At 63.8% G+C, this 25,852-nt stretch carries 19 protein-coding genes, 1 tRNA gene and 1 pseudogene; 15 read left to right on the top strand and 6 right to left on the bottom strand.

Annotation, left to right across the window (positions count from 1 at the left end):
* The first annotated feature begins 21 nt into the window (after positions 1-21).
* From A1351_RS14095 to A1351_RS14065, 7 genes and pseudogenes are all read left to right on the top strand, one after another.
* A complete protein-coding gene (locus tag A1351_RS14095; RefSeq protein WP_064033280.1) occupies positions 22-600 on the top strand; it encodes a pyridoxamine 5'-phosphate oxidase family protein in 579 nt (192 codons plus the stop codon).
* 11 nt (positions 601-611) lie between these two features.
* Positions 612-2,477 carry a potassium transporter Kup gene (locus A1351_RS14090; protein ID WP_064033279.1) on the top strand — a complete coding sequence of 622 codons (1,866 nt, stop codon included), beginning with the start codon at positions 612-614 and terminating at the stop codon, positions 2,475-2,477.
* 3 nt (positions 2,478-2,480) lie between these two features.
* Positions 2,481-3,233, top strand: coding sequence for a ComF family protein (locus tag A1351_RS14085; protein ID WP_024880252.1), 753 nt, complete (start codon positions 2,481-2,483; stop codon positions 3,231-3,233).
* A gap of 70 nt (positions 3,234-3,303) precedes the next feature.
* Positions 3,304-3,576: a glutaredoxin 3 gene (grxC, locus tag A1351_RS14080; protein WP_024880253.1), complete on the top strand. Its 273-nt coding sequence runs from the start codon at positions 3,304-3,306 to the stop codon at positions 3,574-3,576.
* Positions 3,573-4,013: a DUF1178 family protein gene (locus A1351_RS14075; RefSeq protein WP_024880254.1), complete on the top strand. Its 441-nt coding sequence runs from the start codon at positions 3,573-3,575 to the stop codon at positions 4,011-4,013. Before grxC ends, A1351_RS14075 begins: the two co-directional genes overlap by 4 nt.
* Positions 4,014-4,259: 246 nt before the next feature.
* Positions 4,260-5,040: pseudogene (gene amoC / locus A1351_RS14070) on the top strand (bacterial ammonia monooxygenase, subunit AmoC).
* Between the two features lie 268 nt (positions 5,041-5,308).
* Positions 5,309-6,346, top strand: coding sequence for an AI-2E family transporter (locus A1351_RS14065; RefSeq protein WP_064033278.1), 1,038 nt, complete (start codon positions 5,309-5,311; stop codon positions 6,344-6,346).
* A gap of 507 nt (positions 6,347-6,853) precedes the next feature.
* Here A1351_RS14065 and A1351_RS14055 read toward each other — a convergent pair.
* Positions 6,854-6,929: transfer RNA gene (locus A1351_RS14055), tRNA-Phe, on the bottom strand.
* A gap of 749 nt (positions 6,930-7,678) precedes the next feature.
* On the opposite strand from A1351_RS14055, the gene A1351_RS14050 reads away from it, so the two are divergent.
* The 6 genes from A1351_RS14050 to A1351_RS14025 are packed head-to-tail and all read left to right on the top strand — an operon-like array spanning position 7,679 to position 16,182.
* Positions 7,679-8,836, top strand: coding sequence for a glycosyltransferase (locus A1351_RS14050; protein ID WP_024880267.1), 1,158 nt, complete (start codon positions 7,679-7,681; stop codon positions 8,834-8,836).
* Positions 8,818-10,998: a polysaccharide biosynthesis tyrosine autokinase gene (locus A1351_RS14045; RefSeq protein WP_083967331.1), complete on the top strand. Its 2,181-nt coding sequence runs from the start codon at positions 8,818-8,820 to the stop codon at positions 10,996-10,998. Before A1351_RS14050 ends, A1351_RS14045 begins: the two co-directional genes overlap by 19 nt.
* 7 nt (positions 10,999-11,005) lie before the next feature.
* Positions 11,006-12,436: an O-antigen ligase gene (locus A1351_RS14040; protein WP_064033277.1), complete on the top strand. Its 1,431-nt coding sequence runs from the start codon at positions 11,006-11,008 to the stop codon at positions 12,434-12,436.
* A complete protein-coding gene (locus A1351_RS14035) occupies positions 12,433-14,019 on the top strand; it encodes a lipid II flippase MurJ (RefSeq protein WP_083967330.1) in 1,587 nt (528 codons plus the stop codon). Before A1351_RS14040 ends, A1351_RS14035 begins: the two co-directional genes overlap by 4 nt.
* Positions 14,016-15,032, top strand: a complete 1,017-nt coding sequence (locus tag A1351_RS14030) for a polysaccharide deacetylase family protein (RefSeq protein ID WP_064033276.1) — start codon at positions 14,016-14,018, stop codon at positions 15,030-15,032. Before A1351_RS14035 ends, A1351_RS14030 begins: the two co-directional genes overlap by 4 nt.
* Positions 15,025-16,182 (top strand): glycosyltransferase, encoded by a 1,158-nt coding sequence (locus A1351_RS14025; RefSeq protein ID WP_083967329.1) that lies wholly within the window; start codon positions 15,025-15,027, stop codon positions 16,180-16,182. The genes A1351_RS14030 and A1351_RS14025 overlap by 8 nt, the downstream gene beginning before the upstream one ends.
* On the opposite strand, the gene A1351_RS14020 is transcribed toward A1351_RS14025, so the two are convergent.
* Positions 16,172-17,407 (bottom strand): hypothetical protein, encoded by a 1,236-nt coding sequence (locus A1351_RS14020; protein ID WP_064033275.1) that lies wholly within the window; start codon positions 17,405-17,407, stop codon positions 16,172-16,174. The two genes, A1351_RS14025 and A1351_RS14020, sit on opposite strands and share 11 nt — an antisense overlap.
* A 112-nt stretch (positions 17,408-17,519) precedes the next feature.
* Here A1351_RS14020 and A1351_RS14015 point away from each other — a divergent pair, with 112 nt between their 5' ends.
* Both A1351_RS14015 and A1351_RS14010 read left to right on the top strand, forming a co-directional pair.
* Entirely contained in the window at positions 17,520-18,695 is a 1,176-nt protein-coding gene (locus A1351_RS14015) for a glycosyltransferase family 4 protein (RefSeq protein WP_064033274.1), read from the top strand.
* A 155-nt stretch (positions 18,696-18,850) separates the two neighbouring features.
* On the top strand, positions 18,851-19,984 hold the full coding sequence (locus A1351_RS14010; RefSeq protein WP_036308892.1) for an acyltransferase: 1,134 nt from the start codon (positions 18,851-18,853) through the stop codon (positions 19,982-19,984).
* A gap of 24 nt (positions 19,985-20,008) precedes the next feature.
* Here the strand turns inward: A1351_RS14010 and A1351_RS14005 are convergent, their stop codons facing one another.
* The 4 genes from A1351_RS14005 to A1351_RS13990 all read right to left on the bottom strand — a co-directional run bounded on the left by A1351_RS14005 (position 20,009) and on the right by A1351_RS13990 (position 25,753).
* Entirely contained in the window at positions 20,009-21,256 is a 1,248-nt protein-coding gene (locus tag A1351_RS14005) for a glycosyltransferase family 4 protein (RefSeq protein WP_083967327.1), read from the bottom strand.
* Between the two features lie 36 nt (positions 21,257-21,292).
* Positions 21,293-23,092 carry a carbamoyltransferase C-terminal domain-containing protein gene (locus tag A1351_RS14000; RefSeq protein ID WP_024880277.1) on the bottom strand — a complete coding sequence of 600 codons (1,800 nt, stop codon included), beginning with the start codon at positions 23,090-23,092 and terminating at the stop codon, positions 21,293-21,295.
* A 586-nt stretch (positions 23,093-23,678) separates the two neighbouring features.
* The gene (locus tag A1351_RS13995) at positions 23,679-25,076 is read right to left on the bottom strand and encodes a HAMP domain-containing sensor histidine kinase (protein ID WP_024880278.1); all 1,398 of its coding nucleotides are present in this window, start codon (positions 25,074-25,076) and stop codon (positions 23,679-23,681) included.
* Complete coding sequence (locus tag A1351_RS13990) at positions 25,073-25,753, bottom strand: response regulator transcription factor (protein WP_024880279.1); 681 nt, start codon at positions 25,751-25,753, stop codon at positions 25,073-25,075. The genes A1351_RS13995 and A1351_RS13990 overlap by 4 nt, the downstream gene beginning before the upstream one ends.
* Positions 25,754-25,852: the final 99 nt, after the last annotated feature.

The following is a 25,852-nucleotide window of genomic DNA, read 5'->3' as shown; positions in this document are numbered from 1 at the left end:
CAAGCACCGGAATCGCGCGTCATGAGCAAATTCTTCGCATCGATCGAGCCGCAGCATCGCGACTTCATCGAGAAGCAGAGGCTCTTCTTCGTCGCCTCCGCCGCGTCTGGCGCGCGCGTGAATGTCTCGCCCAAGAGCGCCGATACGCTGCGTCTCATCGACGAGCGCAGCGCGGTCTATATCGATCGCACCGGCAGCGGCAATGAGACGGCCGCGCATATGCGCGCGGACGGGCGCCTCACTTTCATGTTCTGCGCGCTCGACGGCGCGCCGCTGATCCTGCGCCTCTATGGCCGCGGCCGGGCGCTGGCGCGCGGCGGCGAGGATTATGCGCGGCTGCTGCGCTCCGCCTTCGGCGGCGCGGAGCCGCCGGGCGCGCGGCAGATGATCCTGCTCGATGTGGAATCGGTGCAGACCTCCTGCGGCTTCGCCGTGCCGCTGTATGATTACGCCGGCGAGCGCGACGGGCTCGACCGCTGGGCCGCCTCCAAGGGTGAAGATGCGCTCGACGCCTATCGCCGCGAGAAGAACCGGCAGAGCATAGACGGACTGCCGACGGGCCTGTTCGAGGACGAAAATCTGGCCGCCGAAGAGGCGTGAGGCAAGTTTTTATGGCGAATTCGACTGCGCACGCCGGCGAGAACGGCGTGAAGGCTCTGACGCTGGGCGCCCTCGGCGTCGTCTTCGGCGACATAGGCACGAGCCCGCTCTATACGATCAAGACAGCGCTCGACTGGTCCGGCGGGCATGTGAGCGCCGAGACGGCGCTCGGCATGTTGTCGCTGATCGTCTGGACATTGATCATCGTCACCTCGGTCAAATATGTCGCCGTCATCATGCGCGCCGACAATGACGGCGAAGGCGGCATACTCGCGCTGATGTCGCTGCTCGGCATGAAGCATGGGCGCCATCCGGCGATCATCGCGATCGGCATGCTGGGCGCGGCGCTGCTGTTCGGCGATGGCGCGATCACGCCGGCGATCTCCGTGCTGAGCGCGCTCGAGGGGCTGAAGGCGCCCCTGCCCGCGCTCGCGCCCTATGTGGTTCCACTCTCCGTCGTCGTGCTCATCGGCCTGTTCGCCTTGCAGCCACAGGGCACTGAGCGCATCTCGCGCCTCTTCGGCCCAGTGATGGCGCTATGGTTCGTCTCGATAGCGGTCCTCGGCGCGCGCGGCGTCATCGCGCATCCGAGCGTTCTTTCCGCTGTCGATCCACGCGTCGGGCTGCATTATCTCTTCACCCATGGGTTCGAAGGATTTCTGCTGCTCGGCGCCGTGTTCCTCTGCGCCACCGGCGCCGAGGCGCTCTATGCGGATATGGGCCATTTCGGGCGGCGCCCCATTCGCCTCGCTTGGTACGGGCTGGTGCTGCCGTCGCTCGTCCTCGTCTACGCGGGCCAGACGGCGCTGCTCGTCGAGGGCTCCGTGACGGAGAATCCTTTCTTCGATCTCTGCCCCGCCCCGCTGCAATTGCCGCTGGTCGCGCTGGCGACGCTCGCCACCGTCATAGCGAGCCAGGCGATCGTCACCGGCGCTTTCTCCATGGCGCGGCAGGCGATCCAGCTCGGCCTGTCGCCGCGCCTCGCCATCACGCAGACATCGGCGCAGAGCTATGGCCAGATCTATGTCGGCTTCGTCAATTGGACGCTGATGGCGCTGACTCTGGTTCTGACGATCACGTTTCGCTCCTCGGAAAACCTCGCCGCCGCCTTCGGCATCGCGGTCTCGCTGACCATGCTGCTGACGACGGCGCTGATGTTCATCGCCATGCGCTCCATCTGGCGCTGGAGCCTGCCGCTCTCGATCGCCGTCGGCGGAATGTTTCTCGTCGTGGACGTCTCCTTCGTCGCCGCCAATCTCATCAAATTCTTCGAAGGCGGCTGGATTCCTCTCGTCGTCGCCGCCATCCTCTTCTTCCTGATGAGCTGCTGGAGCGAGGGCTTCGAGGCCATGCGCAAGGCGCTCGAGCGCGACACGTTTCCGATCGCCGATTTCGTCGCGAAGTTCCACGGCAAGCCGCGCGTAGATGGCGTCGCCGTCTATCTGACCAGCCGCACCGATGTCGTGCCGGTCGCGCTGCTGCATAATCTCAAGCACAATAAGGTCCTGCATCAGCATATCGTGCTGCTGCATGTGGCCACCGCCAACACGCCGCGCGTCGATCGCGCGCGGCGCGTCGAGACTGTGTCGCTCGACGATCATTTCTACGCGATGGAGCTGAACTACGGCTTCATGGAGCAGCCCAATATTCCCTGCGCCTTAATGCTCGACACCATATCGAGCCCGCTGACATTCAATATGATGAACACCTCCTTCTTCGTCGGCCGGCTCACCGTGACGCCGCTCGGGCGCTCGCGCTGGCGACGGCTGCGGATCCACATCTTCCAATTCATGCACCGCAACGCGCTGCCGGCGACGGAATTCTTCCAAATCCCCTCGGGCCGCGTCGTCGAGCTCGGCGGTCAGGTCGAGGTCTGAGCCATGCTCGGGCGCGCCGCCGGCCTCATCGGCAGCATAGGCGCGCGCCTGCTCGATATCGTCTATCCGCCCGTCTGCCTCGTCTGCCGCAGAGCGGTGGCGAGCCATGGCGCGCTCTGCCCGCGCTGCTGGGGCGAGATGGGCTTTATCGAGCAGCCCTATTGCGAGCGGCTGGGAACGCCCTTCGAGCGCGATTTCGGCCCCGGCATGATCTCGCTGGAGGCCGCCGCCGATCCGCCCGTCTTCACGCGGGCGCGCGCGGTCGTGCGTTATGACAGCGACCGCGCGCGCAGCCTCGCCCACAGACTGAAATATTATGATCGCCTGGAGCTCGCCGAGCCGCTCGGCCGCTGGATGGCGCGCGCTGGCGCCGAGATTCTCTCCGACGCCGATCTGCTGGTTCCCATTCCCCTGCACCGAATGCGCCTGCTGTCGCGGCGCTTCAACCAATCGGCGGCGCTCGCCCATGTGATCGCGCGGGAGAGCGCCGTTCCGGTGGAGGCTCTGGCGCTGGAGCGCGTGAAGCCGACGCCGCCGCAAGTGGGGCTGACGCGCGGCCAGCGCTCAGCGAACATGCAGGGCGCCTTCCGCCTGCGCGAGGAGAAAAAGCCTCAGATCGAAGGCCGCAACATCGTGCTCATCGACGATGTGCTGACCTCTGGCGCGACGGCCAACGCCGCGGCCCGCGTCTTGCTGCGGGCGCGGGCGACGCGCGTCGACGTGCTGGTCTACGCCCGCGTCGTCGGCCAGAGCTGAAGCAAAGGCCTCCGTTGCAGCCATGCGCTGGAAGCGCTTATAAGAGCGCGCGAAAGGTCACGGAACCGTCATGCCGCAGATCGTCATCTACACCACGAGAACCTGCCCCTATTGCCGCGCCGCCAAGCAGCTGCTCGACATAAAAGGCGCCGCATATGAAGAGATCGCCGTCGATGGCGACGCGCAGAAGCGCGCCGAGATGAGCCGGCTGGCCGAGGGCCGGACCACAGTGCCGCAGATTTTCATCGACGGCCGTCCGATCGGCGGCTGCGACGATCTCTATGCTCTGGACGGCGCCGGCGAGCTCGATCCGCTGCTCGCCGCGGGCGAGCCGGCGCCGTGATTCTCTACCGGCTGATCTGCTCGGAAGGACACGAATTCGAAAGCTGGTTTCGCGATAGCGAAGCCTATGACGCGCAGGCCGCTCGAGGCGCGGTCAGCTGCCCCTTCTGTAATTCGACGCAGGTCGCCAAGGCGATCATGGCGCCGAATGTGACCCGCCGCTCGTCCCGAGCGCGTGAGGACGAGACGGGTGTCCCCGCTCTGCTCGACGAGCGCCATGCGGCGCTGCGGGCGATGATCCAGGAGCTGCGCCAAAAGGTCGTCGCCGCGACGGAAGACGTCGGAGACCGCTTCCCGAACGAGGCGCGGCGGATGCAGGATGGCGAGGCCGAGAACCGCCCCATTCGCGGACGCGCCAGCTTCGAGGAAGCCAAGGCGCTGCTCGAGGAAGGCATAGAAATCCTGCCGCTCCCCGGCCCGCCCGACGAGAGCCACTGAGGCTCGCCGCCGACGTCCTCGGCCTCGCGCTCCGCAGGCGGTGGCGCTTCCTTTTTTCATATGAGTGACGGCCGCTTTTCATATGAGTGACGGCCGCGCTTTCGACGTCGAACGATGTCGCCGGCACTTGAATTTTCGTCATAGCGCAATGAACAATATGCACTTTGTCTTTGAGAATACGGCTCTTACCCCCTTGAGCGTGGCTTTGCAAAACCGTGATGCGAAGCCAATCTCGAGGAGAGAAACATGAGTCTAACGACAGAAGCAGCCGGAAAAACCGGCGCGGCCGACAGTACAGACGTCGTTATCGTCGATCTGAAGCCTATGTGGATCGCCGCCGGCGGGCTCGTCACCTTCTATCTGTTCATTCGCATCTATGAGCAGATTTACGGCTGGCGCGCCGGTCTCGACTCCTTCGCCCCAGAATTCCAGACCTATTGGCTGACGATGCTCTGGACCGAGATTCCGCTGGAGCTGGTCACTGGCCTCGGCCTCGCCGGTTATCTTGTGGAAGACGCGCACGCGCGACATGGACGCGCTGAGCACGCGCGAAGAATTGCGGCGCTGGGTCTGCCTCGCGCAATGGCTGGTCGTTTACGGCATAGCGATCTACTTCGGCGCGAGCTTCTTTACTGAACAAGACGGCACTTGGCACATGACGGTGATCCGCGACACCGACTTCACGCCGAGCCATATCATCGAGTTCTATCTGAGCTATCCCATCTACTCGATCGTGGGCGTCGGCTCGTTCTTCTACGCCAAGACCCGGTTGCCCTATTTCTCCAAGGGCTATTCGCTGGCCTTTCTGATCCTGACGATCGGTCCGTTCATGATCATTCCCAATGTCGGGCTGAACGAGTGGGGCCACACCTTCTGGTTCATGGAGGAGCTGTTCGTCGCTCCGCTGCACTGGGGCTTCGTGTTCTTCGGCTGGATGGCGCTCGCCGTGTTCGGCGTGACCGCGCAGATTTTGCTGAACATGAAACGTCTGCTGGGCGAAGACGGCGTGAAGGCGATCATCGACTGACGCGCTCGACGGAACTCGCAAGAGCGAGCCTGCTCTGACTCCATGATGCTCCCAGGGAACCAGAGTGGAAAAGCTGCCGCCCCTCGCTCGAGGGGCGGCAGGATGCGAACCCGCCGCGAGCGATTTTCCGTCACGCGGGGCCGATATGCGGCGCATGGCTATGTGAGGCGCGCTCGCATCCATATATGATTGGCGCGGACCCGAAGCCGCGCGAGATATCCGACTGCTCGGCGCGCGCCGAAAAGCCCGAACGCAGCCGGAGGCCGACATGCAGAATCGACAGATATTCGGCCTCATCCTGCTCGCCGGAATGATCGGGCTCGGCGTCCTCGTCATCAGCCCCTTCTGGGCGCCGCTCGTCTGGGCCGCCATTCTCGCTCATGCCACGGACGCCGCCTATCGCCGCTGCCTTCGCCTCTGCGGACAGCGGCGCAATCTCGCCGCCGCGGTCACGACGATCCTGCTGATCGTCCTCATCGTCGTTCCGGTGTCGGTGCTGCTGATCGATCTGCAGAGCGAGGCGGTCGCCGCCTATCGCGACATCTCGACCAAATATGCGGACGAGCCGCTGGTCCTGCCCAACGCGATCAAGCGCCTCCCGGTGATCGGCCCCACGCTGAACGATCTCGTGAACAATCCGGAATTTCGTAAGCAGCAGATCAACGAATGGCTGGAGCCCTGGATGCGCCAGCTCGCCGGGGTCGTCGGCGCGGTCGGCCGCAGCATTGCGCAATTCGGCGTCATGGCGATCGCGCTGTTCTTCTTCTACCGCGACGGCGACCTCATGCTCGAGCAAATTCGCGTCGGGCTCCGTCGAGTCGTCGGGGAGACGGCGGATCAATATTTCCGAGCCGTCGAGACCACGTCGAATGCGGTCGTGTCGGGCCTGATCATCAGCGCGATGGCGCAGGGCTTCATTGCCGGCGTCGGCTATGCGTTCCTCGGCGCCGGACCGCCCGTCCTGCTCGGCGTGCTGACAGCGCTGGCTGCGCTCATCCCCTTCGTCGGAACAGTGGCGATCTGGGCGCCGCTCGGCGTCTGGCTTCTTCTCACCGATCAGATCGGCGCAGGCCTGGGGCTGCTCGCCTGGGGCGCGCTCATCGTCAACCCGACCGACAATATTCTCAAGCCTCTCCTCATCAGCAACGCGGCCGATATCCCTCTCGTCGTCGTCTTCCTCGGCGTGATGGGCGGCCTGCTCGCCTTCGGCTTCGTCGGACTATTCCTCGGCCCACTGATTCTCGCCGTGCTGCTCGCCATATGGCGGGAATGGCTGGCAGCCGACGCCGCCGAAGCGGGCCGCTGATCTTCGTGGCTGCGACGATGCTCGAAGGCGCAGCGTCTTCCGCCCTTCGCCGTCTTGCCCGGCGTCAGCGCGAGATCGGGATTCGACGTGGTGACGACGATTTTGCTTCCACCTCGCTCCGCCAGCGCATCCACTATCTGCGTGGGAAATGCGTCGACATTCAAAGAGACATTGTCCCGACCCGCGTCGGACTCTCGATATCGCGTCGATGCGGATTTCGAGCAGCGGATCTCGTCATTCTCGGCCGCAGACCTCCCCATACTGGGAGGCCTCGGGAGCGAGAGCAGCGATGACGAAGCGCGGGCCGGCCGCCGCTCGGAACGGCCTAGCGATGACGTCGCTTCTCGATCATATGGCCGCGATGTCGGCGCAGAACCCCGGTGAGATCGAGATTGGACCGGATTTTCTCCCGAAGCGGCCGCACCGCAGGCCCTGCATGGCATGGCTAGTGCGCGCCAACCCGTTGATTTAACAGGCTCTAGTGCGGGTTTTCGTCGTAGGCGGGAGTGGTGCCCAGGGGCGGAATCGAACCACCGACACTGCGATTTTCAGTCGCATGCTCTACCAACTGAGCTACCTGGGCCTAGGCGCCTCGCGACGCCGAGAGCGGGCTTATAGAAAGCCCCGCCGGCCTTGTCTAGACCCCAAAAGCGTATTTCTCACAAGCTCGCGCGGAAACCGCCTGGCGCAGCCGCCGTGGCCACGGCCCGACACGCACTCCCGACCGCGAGAGGGGGCCCACCTCCTCGAGCGGCGCGGGCCGACACCGATCAGCAAGTCGACCTTTGCGGCCGCATGCGCTCGGCGATCCACGTTTCTAGGCTTTCACGCTCGCGAACTTGCCGAGCGCGTCGACGCCGCGAGATCATCATCAACAGATCCGCGCGCCTCATTCGCGTGATCATTTGTCTCGACCAGAGACGTCGGATCGCCGCAGCGCCGGCGAGCGCCGTATGGCGCTGCTCGGACTATAGGCGCTCGCGGAGCGAGAGACCGCCGATCACGCGATCGAAACGCATCACCTCGATCGCTCTTCAATCCACGAAGATCGCTCGCTCTTTCGACGTGGAGCGTTTGCACGTTACGCCGCCGAAGATGCTCTTGCCGAAAAGTCGAGCGCTTCCACGTTAACTATGCTTAACAAAAAATTACTTTACGAGAGCGTAAGCGGAATCGTACAAATGCCCGCAGCGAGCGGAGGAGCATTCCACCTCGAGGACCGCCGAAAGGCCTCGCCGCCAGTGCATTTATTTAAAGTCGTAATTGGCCCTACCTCGTCGATTGTGATCGCATGGACGAGCGCCCTGGAACCACGAGGGGAAGATTTCTCTGATGCGTGTCGCGGTTGTGCACGACTGGCTCTATGTCTTGGGCGGCGCCGAGCGCGTCCTCGGCGAAATTTTGCAATGCTATCCGCAAGCGCATGTCTTTTCGCTCTTCGATGTTCTCCCACCCGCAGATCGCGCCATGATCGGCATCGGCCGCGAGACGACGAGCTTTCTGCAAAACGCTCCTTTCGTCGGCACGCATCATCGCTTGTATCTGCCGTTGATGCCATTGGCGATCGAGCAGTTCGATCTCTCCTCCTACGACCTCGTCATCTCCAGCAGCTTCGCCACCGCGAAGGGCGTGCTGACGGGCCCCGATCAGATTCACATTTCCTATGTGCATTCGCCGATGCGATATGCTTGGGACATGCAGCATCAATATTTGCGCAACAATGGCTTCGAGAAAGGGATCAAAGGAGCCGTCGCCCGCATATTGCTTCATTACCTGCGCATCTGGGATACGCGAACGGCGAATGGGCCGGACGTGCTGGTCGCCAATTCGCAATTCGTCGCGCGGCGCATAAAGAAATCATATGGGCGGAAAGCAAAAGTAATCTATCCGCCGGTCTCGCTCGGCCGAGGCGGAGAGGTCTCACGTCAGCCCTATTTCCTCACCGCCAGCCGACTCGTGCCGTATAAGAATGTCGAAGCGATCGTGAGGGCTTTCGCCGAGCTGGAAGATCTTCGGCTGATTGTCGCGGGAGACGGCCCAGAGGCCGCGCGCCTGCGCAAGATCGCAACCGACAATGTCTCCTTCGAAGGCTTCGTCAGCGATGAGCGGCTTCGCTATCTGATGGCCTCCGCGCGCGCTTTTGTTTTCGCCGCCGAGGAGGATTTCGGCATCGTCGTGGTCGAGGCCATGTCGGAAGGAACGCCGGTGCTGGCGCTCGATCGTGGCGGCGCGAGAGAATCGGTGTCCGCGAGGGAGCCGCGTTCGGGAATGTTCTTCGCGAATGCGACGCCGGCGGACATCGCCGATTGCCTACGCAGATTTGTCGCGGAAGAGGATCAGTTTTCCCGCACAGCCTGCCGAAGGCAAGCGCAGAATTTTTCGGCCGAGCGCTTTCGGCGAGAATTCAAAGATCTCGTGGACCGAACGATCGCAGATCGCGAGCGCGGCAAGCAATCGAATTGGACGCCCGCATGGCCTATGACAATCTAGGCGCAACCGTTTCCGATCTGGAGCCGAGGCGCGCGACGAGCTATGCCGCAGACCCGCCGGGACGCGGCCTGCTCGCCGCGCTGTGGCGACGCAAAGTGATATTCGTGGTGATTTTCATCACGATCCTCGGCGCATTCATCGCAGCGCTCCTGGTGCTGCCGGTCCAATATATGGCGACAGGCTCGGTGATCGTCGCCGAGCAGGAGCCCGGCGACAATAATTCTTCCGCCGTTTGGGCGCAGAAGGCCGGCGATCCCGCCGATATGGAGAGTCAGCTTCTCATCATCGGCTCGTCGCGCGTGCTGAAGGCGGCGATCGCCTCGCCGGGCATTCTCGAACTGGCGTTGCAGGATTGCGCCGCGAGCAAAGGGATCAGCGCCTTGCTGGAGAAGCTCGGCCGCCGCTCGGGCTGCGACAAGCTGAGAGAAGACTCCGACGCGCTCGTCGAGTTCGTCCGCACGCGCTATTCCATCGGCAATGTCGGGCGATCGCGCGTCATCGGCATTTCGTACCAATCCACTCGGCCGGAAATAGCGCAGAAGATGGCCAATGCGCTGATCGCCGCCTTCCTCGACGACCAGCGCGCGAACCTGTCGTCCGGGCGCCAGCACGCCGCGGATTGGCTGTGGGCCGAGGTCCATCGGCTCGAGACCGAATTGCGCGACGACGACGGCAAGATTCAAGAATACAAGCGGAAGAAAGGCCTCGCGCGCGGAACCAATGCGCTGATCGATTCCGAACGCCTCACCAGCCTCACACAGCAGCTCTCCACCGCCGAGGCCACGCGCGCGGAGGCGTCGGCGCGGTTGAAAGAGATCACCGCGAACAAGGGAAAGGGCTTGGCCGACTCGCCCGCCGTGCTGGCGAGCCGCAGCGTTTCCGATCTCAAGCAGCAGCTCACCATGATCGAGATCCGGCTCGCTTCCGCCCGGACCACGCTCGGCGATCGGCATCCCGCCATGCGCGAGCTGGAGCAGGAGCGCGACATCGCCCAGCGACGGCTCGCCGCCGAGGTCGCCGGCGTCGCCGCCGCGGTGAAACGCAATTACGAAGCCGCCAACTCGCTCGTCGCCTCGCTGAAAGCCAAAGTGGACGGCGCGAAGACAGAGGTCGGCGACGCAATGATCGACCAGGGCTCCATAGAGACGCTGGTGCATGGCGTCGATATGAAGAGGCGCCAATATTCCGAGCTGTACAAGCGCGCCAGCGAGCTCGATGCGGATCGTCGCGTGCTGAACGGAAGCACGCGCCTCGTGGGCTTGGCCGAGCTCCCCAATCGGCCCTACTTCCCGAAGAAGCTGCCGTTCCTCGCTGCTGGATTGACGTTGGCCACGCTGCTCGGAGCCACGGCGGCGATTTTGCGCGACCGCTTCGACAAGAGCCTGCGCAGCTCGGCCGAGCTCGCGGCTCTCGCCGGCGACGCGCTCTGCGTCGAGCTGCCGCATTTTCGCAGCGCGCACGGCAAGCGCTTCGGCCTGCTCGAGCGTCGAGATCGCGCCCTGCCTTTGAAAGCCCTCACCAAGCTCGCGGAGAGCAACGAGGCTGCGCAACGCGCGCTGTTCGAGATCTATTCGAGCGCGCGCATCGGCGAGGCGAAAGGATCGAGAATCATCGCCGTGACCTCGCCCGCGCGCGGCGACGGCAAGACATTCCTCACTCTCGCCCTGGCGCATTTCGCGGCGAGGATGGGGCATCGCGTGCTGGTCGTCGAATGCGACCGCGCCAATCCCTGCTTCGAATCCGCGCTCGGCCTCGAGCACGGCCCGGGTCTGCTCGAGGCGCTGGAGGCAACGGCGCCTCTGCGCGACTGCGTGACGGGGACCGCCTCGCGAATGCTCGACGCTCTGCCTCTCGGCGCCTCCGGCAAAGCGGCGCCGCCGCAGATCGGCAAGCGCATCGAGACCGTGGTGAAAGCGACGCGCGACTATGATCTCGTTCTGCTCGACTGCCCGCCATCGGATGCATTGGACGCGCGCCTTCTGGCTCGTCAGGCGGATTCGATCCTGCTCTGCGCGCGCGCTGGAGGATGCTCTGCGGAGGAAGCGCTCGCGGCGACCGAGGGGCTCACGGCTTCCGGCGGGCGACTGCTCGGCCTCGTCGTCAACATGACGGAGCGCGACGAGGCGCCATTCCAGCAACGCTTTTCGCGTGTAACGGCCTGAGGCGGAGATGGCGAGTCTCGCTGGCGCCAGAACAGAGAACGCGCTCCGTCGCGACGCGGCGCACGGCGCGCGCGACCATTTGATCGGATGCGCCGCAGCGCTCGGCGCATTGCTGATCGCCGGCGCTGTCGGGCCTTTCCTCGGCGCGCCCGCACGCGCGCTCTATGTGCTCGCCTGCGCGGCTGTCGGATGGTGGACATGGCGACGCGGACCCTCGGCTCATGTCGGAGCGGCGCTGCTCCTGTTTCTCTTCACGCCATTCGTGAGACGGCTTGTCGACGTCCGCCTCGGCTATGACACGAGCAGCCTGATGCTGGTGGGGCCGCTGGCCTGCCTCATGGCGCCTCTTTCCCACATGCTCGGCCTCATGACCTCGGCGGGCCGGATGCGGCGCATGGAGCCTCTGCTCTTGGTCATCGCCTGCGTCGTCTATGCGATGATCCTCACCTTGTTCAAAGGCGAGTGGATGAGCGCCGCGCGCGACACCGTCAAATGGTTCGCTCCCCTGCTCTACGCCATGCTGCTCGCGGAAACCGCCGACAGGGATGAAATTCTCGCCGCCGTCACCAATGTGTTCGCGATCGCTTTGCCGCTCATCGGCGTCTACGGCGTCGTGCAATATGTCGATCCGGCCATCTGGGATCGCTATTGGATGCAGAATGCGCCGATCACCTCGATCGGCCAGCCCGTCCCCTATAGCGTGCGCGTCTTCAGCACGATGAATGCGCCCGCGGGCTTTGCGACCTTCACCGCCGTAGGGCTGCTGCTCGTGTGGTTTCGCAAGAGTGATTGGCTGTCTCAGATCGCCACCGCGCCCGCGGCGCTCGCGCTGTTTCTCTCTCTGTATCGCACCGCCTGGATATCGCTCGTCGTGGCCATGCTGTTCTGCGCCTTGTTCCGCGCCACGCGCGGACGCTCCTTTGTCATGATGTTCGGCCTATGCGCGGCGACGATCGTCGCCTTGATCGCGACGCCCTTCGGCGAGTCGATCAGCGCGAGATTGGCGACCTTCACGGAAGGCAGCCGCGACGGCAGCGCGCGCGAGCGCATCGATCAATATTCCGCCTTGTGGAATCTTTCCGACAGCTCGCTGATCGGCGCCGGATTCACCACGGTCGACACGGGCGTCGCCGGCTCGCAGCCCGTCGATGGAATGATCATCGCCTGCTGGCAGTCGATGGGAATCGTCTTCGGTCTCATATGCCTCTTCGCGCTGGTGTGGGTCACTGTCTCGGCGATCATCGGCGCGCTGAACGACGGCCGCGCGGAAAGCGTCATGCTCGGCGCATTCGGCGCCTTCTTCCTCGTGCAATTGCCGCTCGCCGGCATAGGCTCGGGCGAGGCCGGCTTTCTCTTCTGGACCTTCATGGCGCTCGCGCTCGCCTCCGTCCCGGCGTCCGGCCTGCGTCACGGCTTCGACCTTCGGCGGCGCCGATGAGCTGGACCCAGCGCCTTCGCAGCGCCGCGCCCTCGGTGAGCCTTCCGAGCACGAGCACGAGCGCGGCGCCGGCGGCGCGCGCCGCGCCGCGCAAAATGGCCGCGCTGCTGATGCTCGGCGCGCTCGCCAGCAAGATTCTCGGCTTCGCGCGCGAGATATTGATGGCGCAAGTGCTGGGCGCGTCGCTGCTGGCCGACGGCTACAGAGGCGCCGTCACGGTGATCTTGCTGCCCTTGTGCTTTCTGCAGAATGAGAGCGCGCCGGCCATTCTCATCCCCATGCTGCAACGCGCCCAGGCGGAAGGGCGCGCCCCTCGCCTGCTCGCCTCGCTCTGCTGCGCGCTGACGCTCGCCGCCATTGCGGTGATGCTCTGCGTGCAGACGCTCGGCCCATGGTGGATCGATCTGATGCTCGGCGGCTTCACGCCCGAGGGCAAGGCGCTGACGCTGAGCTATGTCGAGATCATGAGCTTCGCCATGCCGGCCTCTGTGCTGGTGAACACGCTGGCGGCGGGTGAGATCGCGCTCGGCAAGACGCGACTCTCCAATCTGCGCGCCGGCCTCTTGAATCTGTCGATGATCATCGGCCTCGCCCTCTATGCCTTCCTCGGCTGGTTCGGCGCGCTCGCCTGGCCCTTCACGCTCTCCTTCAACGCCTTGGCGCTGTTCGGCCTCTGGTCGCGATATCGGGAGCGCACGCTGGACTCGAGCGGCGCGCATCCCGCCATGATCTTTGCGGCCGGACGCGAGTTTCTGTGGCGCCTGCGCCCGCTGCTCGCGCTTCCTTTCGCGGAACAGACGCAGGTCTGGATCGAGCGCTTGGCGGCCTCGCGAAACGTCACCGGCGCGGTGGCTTCGCTCGACTATTCACGCACGCTCTCGGACACTGCGCTGCTGCTCATCAGCCAGCCGGTCGGCCTCGCCTATATGTCGAGCTATCGGAAGGACGAGAGCCATCGTCAGATCGAAGCGATCACGCGCCTCATCCTCGCGCTCACCGTGCCGGCGTCCGCCTTCGTCTTCGTCTTCGCATCCGATATCGTGCGGCTGGTGTTTTTCCGCGGCGCCTTCTCGGAGACCGGCCTGCTGCTCGCGAGCGCGACGCTGCGCGGCGTCTCCATCGGCCTATGGGCCTCGACGCTCGGATGGATTCTCCTGCGGCATCTCAACAGCGAGGGCCGCAATGCGCGGGCGACGCTGATCGTCGTCGGAGCCTATCTGGTCAATATCGTCATCAACGCGCTCGGCGCATGGCTCGCGCCGCCGCTCGGCCTCGGCATGCTGCTGATCGGCCTCGGCGAGAGCGCGCGCAGCCTCACATTGCTGGCCGGGACGACATGGGCCTTGCCCAATCGAGGACGGATATTGTCGCTGACATGCGTGGCGGCCGCGCCCGGCGCCGCCATGCTGGCGGCCGGATGGATGATCGAGGCGCAAGCGAGCGCCCTGGCGCCGCGGCTCATCGCCGGCGCCGCAGCTTGCGCAGTCTGCACCGCGGCCGGAGCATTCGTGCTGCTGCCGCAGCTGCGCGGCGCGGGTTTTTCGAAGCTGCGAAAATTGCTTGGACCAGGAGAGCGGCCATGAGTCTCGCGTCGAGCTTGACAGGCGTCCTGCCGATGGAGGCCGCGCTGCGACCCATCGGCGCGCTCCTCGACACGGCGAGGGGCGCACGCGGCTGTCTTCTCACCTTTCATCGCGCCGCCCCGAGCGCGCTATGGGAGCGGCTGCCCAATCGCAATTTCTATCTCGATCTCGCCTATCTCGATCGCCTGCTCGTCTATGTGAAGGCGCAGCGCTGGTCGATCGTGACCATGGAAGAGGCGATAGAGCGTGCAGCCGCCAATCGGCCCGGCGACCGCTTCGTGAATTTTTCCGTCGATGATTGCTACCGCGACACTTTCGAGGAGATCGTCCCCTTGTTCCGCACGCATGGAGCGCCGGTGACGCTCTTCGTGACCACGGGCATTCCCGATGCGACAATGTCGATGTGGCATGCCGGCCTCGAGGACATCATCCTGAGTAAAGACCGCATTGCTCACGACGGGGAGACAGTAAAAGTCGAGACCGCGCAAGAGAAGCGCGCCGTCTATGCGGCGATCGAGCGGGCCTGGGAAGGCCCCCGCGCCGGCGCGCTCTATTCGGCCTTTTGCGCGGAGAATGGATTCGACGAGGCGCAGCTGCGCGAGAAGCACGCCATCTCCTGGGACATGCTGGAATCGCTGGCGCGCGATCCGCTCGTCGAGATCGGCGCGCATACGGTCGATCATCCGCGCGTCTCGGCGCTCGCCGAAGCGGAGGCGCTCGCCGAGCTCGAAGCCTGCCGTCAGCGCCTGCGCGAGCGGCTCGGCAGAGATGTTCGACATTTCGCCTTTCCCTTCGGCCGCGCGGCCGATGCGGGCGAGCGTGATTTCGAGCTCGCGCGGCGAGCGGGCTTTTCCTCGGCGGCGACGACGCGCAAGGGCGTGATGCGGCGCCGGAGCAATGTATTCAGCCTGCCGCGCAACACGCTGAATGGCGCCGCCAGAAGCCTGGCGATGGCCGAGCTGCATTTGACCGGCGTGTCCGGCGTCGTCGCGAGGATGCTCGGCCGTGTCTGAGCTTCGGAGCGCCCCCTCCCCTCTGCGCGTCGTTTCCGTCGCGCATTCCGCCGTCGGCCAGAAAGGCGGCCGCCAGCGCTACACGCCCCTGCTCCGGCAGAGCGATCTCGATCTGCATCTCGTCGTGCCGAAAAATTGGCGCGAGTTCGGCCGCTCGCTCATCGGCGAGCCCGCAATCGACCCCGACATGCAGCTGCATGTGCTGCCGATCCTGTTCCCGAGCGCTGGGCCGTTGAACTGGTATCTGCATTTCTATCCGCGCCTCCCGCGCCTGCTGCGCAAGGTGCGGCCGCATGTGCTTCATCTTTGGGAAGAACCTTGGAGCATAGTGGCGCTGCAAGCCGCGCTGACGAAGCAGGATGCAGCGCTCGTGCTCGAGGTCGATCAGAACATACTCAAGACCCTGCCGCCGCCATTCGAGACCATTCGCCGCTTCGTGCTGAAGAAATGCGCGCATATTCTCGCGCGCAGCCCGGACGCCGAGGCCGTGGTGAGGGCCGGCGGCTATGAGGGTCCGGTCACGATGATCGGCTATGGCGTGGATCAGGACTGCTTCCGTCCCGACGGAGCCGTGGAGCCGCGGGGCGCGGGATTGCGCATCGGCTATGTCGGCCGTCTCGTCGAGGAGAAGGGGCTCGACGATGTGCTGGATGCGATCGCGCGCGCGGAGGCCAGTGTCAGCCTCGATCTGATCGGCGCCGGCCCGCATGAAGGCAAATTGCGCGCGCGCGTGGCGCGGCTCGGTCTCGGCGAGCGCGTGAGCTTTCGCGATTGGGCGCCGCCGCATGAGGTCGCGCGATTCATGCGCGGGCTCGATGCGCTGATCTTGTTCACGCGCACGACGCCGCGCGTCCGCGAGCAGTTCGGCCGCGTCATCATCGAGGCGCAGAGCTGCGGCGTGCCGGTGATCGGCTCCACCGGCGGCGCGATCCCCAATGTGATCGGCGGAGGCGGATGGGTCGCACCCGAGCGCGACAGCGCAGCGCTCGCGCGCCTGCTCGACGACATCGCCGTCGGAAAACACGATCTGCGCGCGACATCACGCGCTGCGCTGGAGAATGTCGCCGCGCGCTTCACCTATGAAGAGGTCGCGCGCACGCTGCGGCGCGCTTGGCTCGAGGCCCATGATGCAACGTCTCTCAGGGCTTAGGCCGGGGCAAGAAAACCATATAGGTCTCGTCCGGCTTCAGCGCGGCGAAGCGATGCTCCGATCCCGCCACGGGGACGCGTCGACGCAATCCGTCCCAGCCCCACAGCTCCGCAGTGACGGCCCATGCCGGCAAGGGCACCGTCCATGCCGAGCCGGGCGCGTCGGTCCAGCCCTCGAGATCATGCCAGACGAGCAATCGCCCGGTCGGACCTTCCAACGTCAGCAGCCCCTTCTCGCGATCGATGGAAATGAAACGCATCGAGCCGGCGAGCTCGATCAGATTGCGCAGCACGATGGCGCGCGCCTCCGGCCGCCAAGGAGCCGCGCCTGCCGCCATTGCGTAGCTCGGCCCCTCGATCGCGCCAGTGTCGCCGAGGTTCCAGGGCATGGCAAAAACGGTCGCGGGCCTGCGCCCGTCGGCGCCGACCACCGCCATCTCGTCCCAAAAGGCGGTCAGGAACAGCTTGGCGGCGGTCTCCGGCCGCGCCCAGCCCTCGGATTTCGAGATATTATATTCGGTCGCGTAGAAATTAATGTCGCGCGAGAGGCCCATCGCCTTTTTGACGCGATCGAAGCAGCTCTGCGCCGAGAATTGGCGACCGCGGGTCAAAGGAAACCAGCGGAAATTATAATAAGTGTGCAGATCGACGCCATCGAGGCGACCATCCTCGAGCAATGGCGCAATGGCCGGGCCATAGCCGCGCAAAGTCGCGTCGCCATGCGAGTTGCAGGTGGCAAAGCCCCCGGGCACGACTTTCAGTTCCCGATTGACGCTGTGAACGCCATCGGCCAGCCCCTCGAGCGCGCGCCGATAATCGTCGCGCGGAATGGTCGCCTGCACATCCGGCTCGTTGATCGCCGTGAAGATTGTCGCGCCCCATCCCGTGACATGATTGGCCTTCGCCCACTCGCCGCCGGGCTGGAAGCGCCGCGCATAAGCGACGCCGGCGATGAACCAGTCTCTGTAGGAGCCGATCGGCTGTGGCGGATCGAGAAACTGATAAGAGCCTTCATATTCGAGCAGAATGATCGGCGTTATTCCGCGCTCATAGGCCTCCCGCATTGCGGCGTCGAAATCGCTGGGCGTCGGCTTGCGGTCGAGCGTGCGCCAGCCATAGGAATCCATGCGGCCGAGCGGCGCGCCGACTCCGCTCAGCGCCGCATAGATTTGCGCGGAAGGCGCTCCGTGCAGATGCGTCACCAGATTGCCGCCGCCGATGCGCATCCGCAAAGGCGCATCGGCCTCGAGGGGCCTATCCTCACAAAAGGCGGCCGATGCGGCGAATAGCAGCGTCGAGCACGCTATTCTTACGAAGATTCGTGTCATGGACTTACCAATGGGCTCACACAATTCACTCGAAATCGTTCAGGTCGTGCAAGAATTCAGCCGAGACGGCGGCGTCGAGAATGTCGCCTTCGAACTCGCGAAAGCCTTCACACGCGCCGGAGCGCGAAACGGCGTCATGGCGGCGGTCGTCGCGGACGATGGCGACGCGCCCTCCGAAATAGAGCAGATCACGCCATGGCTCTCGCGCGTGCCGACGCGCGGCCCCATGCGCCATATCGGCCGGCTCGTCGTCATGCCGATATTCACGCTCGCCGCCACGCTGGCCCTTCGACGCCGCGCGCGGATGGCGCAGATCATCAGCCATGGCGATTGCCTGCGCGGCGACATGCTCGTCGTCCACGCCGTGAATGCGGAAAGTCTCTCGCAGAAACGCAAGGCCGGCAATTGGGGCTGGCTGCTCAATCCTATGCATTATTGGGTCGCCCTGCGTGACCGATGGATGATCGGCGGGCTCCGCTACCGTAAATACATCGCCGTCTCTGCCCGCGTCCGCGAAGAATTGCAACTGCATTACAATGTCCCCACCGAGCGCATTCGTGTCATCTACAATGGCATCGATCTCGACCGTTTCCAAGCCTCGGAGGAAGCGCGCGCGCAAATTCGCAGCGAATTCGGAATACCGCGCGACGCGCGGCTGCTGCTGTTCGTCGGACATGAATTTGCGCGCAAGGGACTCGCGCCGCTGATCGAAGCGCTGGCGCTTCTGGACGAGCGCTATTGGCTGGCGGCAGTCGGTTCCGACAATCCAGCGCGCTACAGAAAGCTCGCCGCGCAGGCCGAAAGCCGCCTCGTTTTTTGCGGCGCGCGGCGCGACGTCGCCGCCTTTTATGCCGCGGCCGACGCTTTCGTGCTTCCGACCGCCTATGAGACCTTCTCGCTCGTCTGCATGGAGGCGATGGCGGCCGGCCTCCCGGTCTTCGCGACCCGCGTCGGCGGAATCGAAGACTATTTGCGGGACGGCCTGAACGGCTTTGCGATCGAGCGGAACGCCCGGAATATTACGGAAAAATTGCGCTCCGCCTTCGAGGACGAGGCCGGCTTCGCGACATTGCGGGCCGGCGCCCGCGCCACCGCCGAGAGCTTCGGCTGGGACCGCGTCGCGACGAAATATCTAGAATTGTTAGAAGAATTAAAAAAGGAAGCGCTGGCGGAGACAAAGCGATAACTTCGTCGAAAGCCTCCGCACGGCGGAACTACACGAAGAAGCAACAAACATTCCGCATTGCGCGCTCGGAGGACAGTCAAACCTGCAGAATTTGCGCTTGGTAAATCATTCGGCGCGAGCTAGACAACATCGATGGGGAAAGCTGGAACTCGGTTATGCGGAAGTGGTTGAAGCTGAAGCCGCTCATGGCGAAATCGGGGGAGATGCTGCACCTCGACGCGCTTCGCTTCCTCGCCGCGCTCGGAATCGTGTTTCATCACTCCAAAGAGTTCATGCTCTCTTCCGCCGCCAATGAGCGCTCGGATGGCCTGGCTCTATTCGTCGATATGTTTTTCATCATATCTGGATATGTCATATCTTACATGTATTTCGGCCGCATCGACGATCTGAGCTCTTATGGCGGCTTTTTAAAAAAGCGCATCGCGAGACTATTCCCGCTTCATCTGCTGACGCTCATTGTTTCAGCGATCCTATATGCGGGATTTTCGGCGCTGCAATTGCCGAGCCGGCATACCCCTTCCTTCAGCCCGCTGTGCATAGCGGATACGATCCTATTGCTGCATACGATCATCGAATGTGGAAATCGTCAGTATTTCAACGGCGTCAACTGGTCGATCAGCGTCGAGATGATGATGTATATCGGCTTTCCTATCGCCATTATTCTCGCTCGAAGCGCCAGGCAGAGAGACGTTTTCGTCATCGCGACGATCTGCGTCGCAATCATTCTCGGCGCCCTTTACCGATACGGTCTCGATTTCGGCGTTCATGATTGGATCGACACCGACCGTTTTCATCCGCTTCTGCGCGGCGTTTTCGGCTTCGGCATCGGCGTGGCGCTCTTCCGGCTCCGTCATCTCCTCGAGCCGTTCACACCGCCTATCCCCATTCTCGCGGGAGGCCTGCTGGCGATCGTGGCCGCCATGCTCTCGGGACAATCGCCCTTGCTGATCTTGGCTCTGATCATCTTGCTCGTGACGGGCGCCGCAGCGCGCGACCTCTACGCGGCCGCCACGCCCGGCCTGACGCAGATCGCGCCGCTCGGACAGCTCACCTATTCGATCTATATGTGGCACAATTTGTTTATTCTGGTTTTAATAAACATCGTCGGCGACAAGCTGATGAAGGGCAGCGGAATCGCAATCGTCGCGCTGAGCCTCGTCTGCTATGCGTGCATCTTCGCAACGAGCCTTATTTCATTTCATCTATTCGAGGTTCCGATGCGGCGCGCGATCGATGGAATTTCCGTCTTCGGCAAGGCTCGCGCGCAGAAATCGAGCGTCGCGAGCTGAATGCGCGAAAGGCGCGCGCGACCGTCAAGCGGCGCCGACGCCTCTCGCCGGCAAACATTCCAGCAGTCGCTCCCAGAGATCGAGAGCGACGCGCTTGTCGAGCTCTTCCTCGCAGAGCCGGCGCGCCTTCATGCCAATGTCACTGCAACGAGCCGGATCCAGCGCGAGCGCCGAGATCTGCGCTGCCAACTCCTCCCCATCTCCGTGTGGCGCCACGGATCCGAGATCGCTTCGCCTGACGATCTGCGCAATCTCACCGTCCAAATCGCCGATGAAAATCGTCGGACGACCGGCCGCGGCGACGCCATAGAATTTGCTGGGCACGACCGAGCCCTCGAGATCGGGTCGAAGGCACACGAGATGGACATCCGCCGCCGATAGGCTCTCCGAGAGGCGCTCGCGCGGCTGGTAGGGCGCGAATAAAACGCCCTTCAGCCCCTTGGCGCGCAGCTCGCGTCTGAATGCATCGTGAAGCGCGCCCCCGCCCACGAATAGCCATCGAATTGTCGGGGCCTCCGAAGGCCCGCCGCTCAGGCGCTCGATCGCGCCCAGCATAGCGCGATAATCATGCGCGCGCCCGAGATTGCCAGAATAGCCGACGACAAAGGAGCCTTCGAGCCCCCATTCTTTTCGCAGCGGATTGTCTTTTGGCGCGACCGGACGGATCCGCTCGGCGTCCGCCCAGTTCGGAATGACGGCGATGCGATCCGCCGCCACGCCCAGCGACGACAATCGCTCCGCCATTTTTTTACCCACCGCCACATTCATCGCCGCCGCACGCAATGATGCGTTGCGCAGCGCATGAAGCAGGTCGTAGACGAGACCCGGAAGCTGGCGTCTGCCGAGCCCCACGGCCTGGGCCACCTCCGGAAATAGATCCTGTAGCCAATTGACCAGAAGCGCGCCGCGCAAATACGCGATCGGAGCGACGATGACGGACAGTATCGGTGGGTCGGTCTCGGCGATGATAATGTCTCCGGCGCGCGCTAATCGCAAGAGTCGCCACGCGGCGGACAGATAGAAGGTCACATAGTCGATCGCCCGACCGATGAGATCGCCGCGGCCGAAGCGCGACGTCCACACACGAAAAACCTCGACCCCGCGGATGACCTCATGAGCCGGCAAGAGATCGTCTGACGCGTCATATCGCAGCCGCGAGGCGATGACGCGCACATCATGCCCACGCGCGCTCAATCCGAACGCCAGATCGGATAATATCTGGCTCGTCGCCGAATGGTCTGGGTGAAAATAGCGGTTCACGAAAATGAGCATCACGACTCCGAGTGCTGCGGCGCTCGAAGCCGGCGCTCAACCATTTCGACGACGAATGAAGCTGTTCCCCAACGCCAGCACATCCATCTTGGTTCTCAAGAAGCAGTCCAGCGCCTCGTCGGGCCTGCAAACCATGGGCTCGTTCTCGTTGAACGATGTGTTGAGCACCATGGGCACGCCCGTCCGCACCCGGAACGCCTCGATCAATCCCCAATAGCGCGGATTGGTCTCACGGTGAACCGTCTGCAAGCGCCCCGATCCGTCGACATGGGTGATCGCGGGTATCGCCGCACGCTTCTCTTCCCTTATCTGAAACACTTGCATCATGAACGGCACGTCGCCATCCTCCTCGAACCAATGCGCGACGCTCTCTCTCTGAATCGAAGGCGCAAAGGGACGGAAGCTCTCGCGACGCTTGATTTTGAGATTTAGAATGTCCTTCATATCGGCGCGGCGCGGATCGCAAATGATCGAGCGATTGCCGAGCGCGCGCGGTCCCCACTCCATCCGCCCTTGGAACCAGCCGACAACCTCACCCTGCGCTATGGCGTCCGCAGCACGCTCGCACAGCGCGGCTTCGTCTCCGATATGCTCGACGACGCAATCCTGACCGGCGAGCTCCGCCCGGCGCGCGGCGAGCAAAGCCTCGATCGCCTTGTCGTCATAGGTTGGACCGAGATAGGCGTGATCCATCACGCTTCGGCCCGATATCCTATCCCCCTCCAGCGCCGTAGCCGTCGATGCTCCAGACACGATGCCCCCGAGCTCGCTCCAGACCTGCATCGCAGCGCCGATCGCGCCGCCAGCGTCACCTACCGCAGACTGAATATAGACCCGACGGAACGGCGAATTACGCTTGATCTTGCCATTCGCCACCGAATTCATCGCGCAGCCCCCGGCGAGCGTGAGATCGGAATGTCGATATCGTTCATGAAGCTTAGTCAGCAAATGGAAGAAGGCTTCTTCATACATCGCTTGCGCAGAACGCGCGATATTGCGATGGCGCTCCTCCAGCGGCTCGTCCTCGGTCCGCGCCGGTCCCAGCAGATCCTCGAAGGCCGGACTATAGAGCACGCCGACATGAGGCGCGCCGCCAGTCCATTCATACGCGATTTTTTCCTTATGATGGCGGAAATAGCGGAGATCGAGCGCGAAAGCGCCATTGTCCTCGAGCCGAAGAATACGTCGCATCGCGCTCGTGAAAAGGGGTCGGCCATAGGGCGCGAGCCCCATGACCTTATATTCGTCGCCATAGTGCGGAAAGCCGAGATATTGCGTGATCGCCTGGTAGAAGATCCCCAGCGAATGCGGAAAATAGACACGTCCGTCGATCGACACGCCATTTCGATCGCCCATGCCCCAGGCGGCGCTCGAAAAGTCGCCGAACCCATCCACCGATAGAACCACCGCGCGCTCGAAGGGCGAGACCAGAAACGCAGAGGCCGCGTGAGCCACATGATGCTCGATGCGATGAATCTCCCCCTCGAAGGTCGCTCCCGGGAATGCGTTCGCCAATTCCGCCTCGATCGATCGCCGCTTTTTCTGATTGCGGATGCGATCCGCAATGAGCGAAAGATCGGGGCGCGTCTTCAGCGCATAGCCGATCTTACGAAGGAGGCTGGCCTTCGGATCGGAATTCACCGCGATATGCGCCACATCAGCGAGCCTCAGACCACCTTCCTCGAGGCAATAGCGGATGGCCTCCGATGGAAACCCCGCCCAATGCTTGACGCGGCGGAAACGCTCCTCCTCCGCCGCCGCGACAATCGAGCCGTCACGCACGAGACAGGCAGAAGCGTCGCCATGATAGGCGTTGAGCCCGAGTATGGTCGTCACGCTATCCCCTTTCTGACCCACCGCCGAATTCAGTCTCGCCGCCAACCATCCACGCGCCCGTCCGTCGCACCACTGGGAGAGTCGTCTCACAGCAGCCTTTGAAAGCGCGCCCATTGCTGCGTCGCACAGCGGTTGCAGAGGAGATCAAAGGCATTTCCATTTTACCGCACTGTGGGTGAGTTGAAACTCTTACCCGCATCGATCGAGACGCCAATGCTCGTTCGACATGTGCTCACATAGCGCGCCGAGCATCGAGCAATCGATCCGGTCTTGCAAGCGCATAGGAATGGCGACCAAGCTCGATGAGCTGATAACGTCTTGGGGCGTTGCAGCCTGCGAGTTTGAAGTCGACGTGCACGACCCCGCGGATTCGCGTGCTCGGCCACAAAGTGAGGATCGTAGCGCGTCACGCGCGACGCTCTGTCGGCCATATGCAACGAGCGACATCGACCGATCATGGAGACTTCGAGAAAGTGGTTCGCCTCGATAGCCATCGCGACCTCGATCGAGCTTCACAACGGCGTCGCCCCAACCGCCGGCAGCTCGCAAAATCTTGGTGGCGACCCGTTCGCGGAACGGATGAAGCTCATCCCGGCCCTTCGGTCGCATTGGCATGGAGCGGAATCGACGGAAAAGCCATCTTGAAGGTCGCGCCTCCGCCGATCGTATCCTCGATCCAGATGCGGCCGCCATGGGCCGTCATCAGCTCTTTCCCGATCGCCAAGCCGAGGCCGGTTCCGTCCGCGACGGCGCTCTTGCGCCAGAAGGGCTCGAAAACCATGTCCCGATCCTCGGGCGCGACGCCCGCGCCGTGATCGACGACCGATACAGAAGGACCGTCATCGACAATGACGACGATCGCTCCGCCCGAAGGCTCGGCCCGCAACGCATTGTCGATGACATTGGAGACAACGGACTCGATCGCCATGTGATCGCCTCGGATCGTGACGGGCGTGGGGGACGCGATGAAATCGATCTGGCGATTGCTCCGATAGGCGAGGAGAAGCGCGTCGGAGACGATGGCCTGCGTCGTCTCCACGAGGTCGAACCGCTCGAAAGCATCCTCGGCGTGCGCGCCGATGCGGGAGACCGCGAGCAATTGCTCGACGATATTGCGGATGCGGCGGGCATCGCGCTTCAGATCATTCTTCAGCGTCGGCTCCTCCGGCGCGTCGAGCCGCGCGCTCAATATGGCGACCGGAGTGCGAAGCTCATGCGCGGCGTTGGCGGTGAAGCGGCGTAGCGTCATGGCGCCGTCGTCGAGACGGGCCAGCGTCTCATTGGTCGTTCGCACGAGCGGCGCCAGCTCGTCGGGATAATTGCCTTCGGGCAGGCGCTGGTGCAGAGAGTTCAGATCTATGCCCGTCAAGCCTGTTGTGAATTCGCGGATCGGCCGTAGCTCGCGCCGGATCGCGAACCATAAGACAGGGACCGACACCACGAGCGGCGTGACCAGATAATAGATATGACCCCAGGATTGCTTCAGGAACCCGATTACGAGATCGGTCCAATGGCCCTTGAAGCCATAGACGACGACTTGAAGTCGGCCGATCGGCGTTTCATTGGCTTCCATCACGGCGTCGCCATTGGCGCGATCGCGGCCCGGCAGCGTGAATTCGATCCAGTTCGGCTTATAGGGCAGCAGCGCGGCGAAGCTGCCGGCGAGCTCCGGCGACGAGCCGGAAGCGACCAATTCCCTCTCCGGATCGAACACAGCGAAGCGCAGACCGGGATTGCGCTCGATCTCTCGTCGCAGCGCCGCGGACGCCTCGATGCGAACGAAGCCGCTCTCGTCGCGCGTCAATGATGCGATCACCAGCTCGCGCGCGCGCATGACGGCGTAGAATTTCAGCGTGTCGTAATTGAACCCGACGACGCCGTAATGATCGAGGAAGATGCTGACGAACCAGCCGATCGCGAAGGCCGATATCTGCGTGACGACGAGCGTTCGCAGCAGACGGGTCGACAGCGACCAGCGCTTCATCGTCCAGCCGCTTCCGTGAGCATGTAGCCGATGCCGCGCGCGGTCAGGATCGTCACATCGGCGTCGGCCGAGGTGAGGCGCTGCCGCAGACGCGAGACGAGAGTGTCGATCGCATTCGACTGCACATCGTCGCCGGTGCTGAAGACCTCGTCGAGCAGCACATCGCGCGTCACGACGCGGTCGGCGCGCCGGACCAGCGCTTCGAGAAGCGTGAGCTCGCGACGTCGCAATGTGATCGGCCGTCCCTCGATGGCGACGCCCCGCGTCGCCGGATCGAAGGACAGCGCGCCGATGCGGATCGGCGGCAGCGAAGCGCTGCCGGGACGACGCAGGCAGGCGCGCACGCGGGCGATAAGCTCCTCGCCCTGAAAGGGCTTGGTCAGATAATCGTCGGCTCCGGCTTCCAGGCCGGACACTTTGCTGGTGAGCGAATCGAGCGCGGTCAGCATCATCACTCGCGCGCCGGGCCGCATGGCGCGGATGCGCGGGATCAGCTCGGCGCCGTCGCCGTCCGGCAGGCGCCGGTCGAGCAGATTGAGGTCATAGGCGATCTGCCGCGTCGCCTCTTCCGCCTCGCGGATCGACGTCGCATGGTCGATCACGAAGCCCGCGCCTTTGAGCAGGGAGGAGAGGAGCCGCGACATGTCGGGCTCGTCCTCCACCAACAGGATCTTCACTGGACGCCGCTCCAGTCTTGTCTATCCCAGCCCCGCAACGGACGTAGCACGGCCGGATTGTTGCCGTAAAGTCACAGTCAGGCTGAAGATCGCGGCGGG

It is taken from the genome of Methylosinus sp. R-45379, from assembly GCF_001644125.1.
In the GTDB taxonomy this organism is placed as follows: Bacteria; Pseudomonadota; Alphaproteobacteria; order Rhizobiales; family Beijerinckiaceae; genus Methylosinus.
This window is presented reverse-complemented; position numbering and strand designations above follow the sequence as displayed.

Excerpts from the sequence above, each read along its gene's own strand:
- A1351_RS14095 (WP_064033280.1), top strand. The coding sequence starts at position 22 with ATGAGCAAATTCTTCGCATCGATCGAGCCGCAGCATCGCGACTTCATC.
- A1351_RS14090 (WP_064033279.1), top strand. The coding sequence starts at position 612 with ATGGCGAATTCGACTGCGCACGCCGGCGAGAACGGCGTGAAGGCTCTG.
- A1351_RS14085 (WP_024880252.1), top strand. The coding sequence starts at position 2,481 with ATGCTCGGGCGCGCCGCCGGCCTCATCGGCAGCATAGGCGCGCGCCTG.
- grxC (WP_024880253.1), top strand. The coding sequence starts at position 3,304 with ATGCCGCAGATCGTCATCTACACCACGAGAACCTGCCCCTATTGCCGC.
- A1351_RS14065 (WP_064033278.1), top strand. The coding sequence starts at position 5,309 with ATGCAGAATCGACAGATATTCGGCCTCATCCTGCTCGCCGGAATGATC.
- A1351_RS14050 (WP_024880267.1), top strand. The coding sequence starts at position 7,679 with ATGCGTGTCGCGGTTGTGCACGACTGGCTCTATGTCTTGGGCGGCGCC.
- A1351_RS14045 (WP_083967331.1), top strand. The coding sequence starts at position 8,818 with ATGGCCTATGACAATCTAGGCGCAACCGTTTCCGATCTGGAGCCGAGG.
- A1351_RS14040 (WP_064033277.1), top strand. The coding sequence starts at position 11,006 with ATGGCGAGTCTCGCTGGCGCCAGAACAGAGAACGCGCTCCGTCGCGAC.
- A1351_RS14035 (WP_083967330.1), top strand. The coding sequence starts at position 12,433 with ATGAGCTGGACCCAGCGCCTTCGCAGCGCCGCGCCCTCGGTGAGCCTT.
- A1351_RS14030 (WP_064033276.1), top strand. The coding sequence starts at position 14,016 with ATGAGTCTCGCGTCGAGCTTGACAGGCGTCCTGCCGATGGAGGCCGCG.
- A1351_RS14020 (WP_064033275.1), bottom strand. The coding sequence starts at position 17,407 with ATGCGCATCGGCGGCGGCAATCTGGTGACGCATCTGCACGGAGCGCCT.
- A1351_RS14015 (WP_064033274.1), top strand. The coding sequence starts at position 17,520 with ATGGGCTCACACAATTCACTCGAAATCGTTCAGGTCGTGCAAGAATTC.
- A1351_RS14010 (WP_036308892.1), top strand. The coding sequence starts at position 18,851 with ATGCGGAAGTGGTTGAAGCTGAAGCCGCTCATGGCGAAATCGGGGGAG.
- A1351_RS14005 (WP_083967327.1), bottom strand. The coding sequence starts at position 21,256 with ATGCTCATTTTCGTGAACCGCTATTTTCACCCAGACCATTCGGCGACG.
- A1351_RS13995 (WP_024880278.1), bottom strand. The coding sequence starts at position 25,076 with ATGAAGCGCTGGTCGCTGTCGACCCGTCTGCTGCGAACGCTCGTCGTC.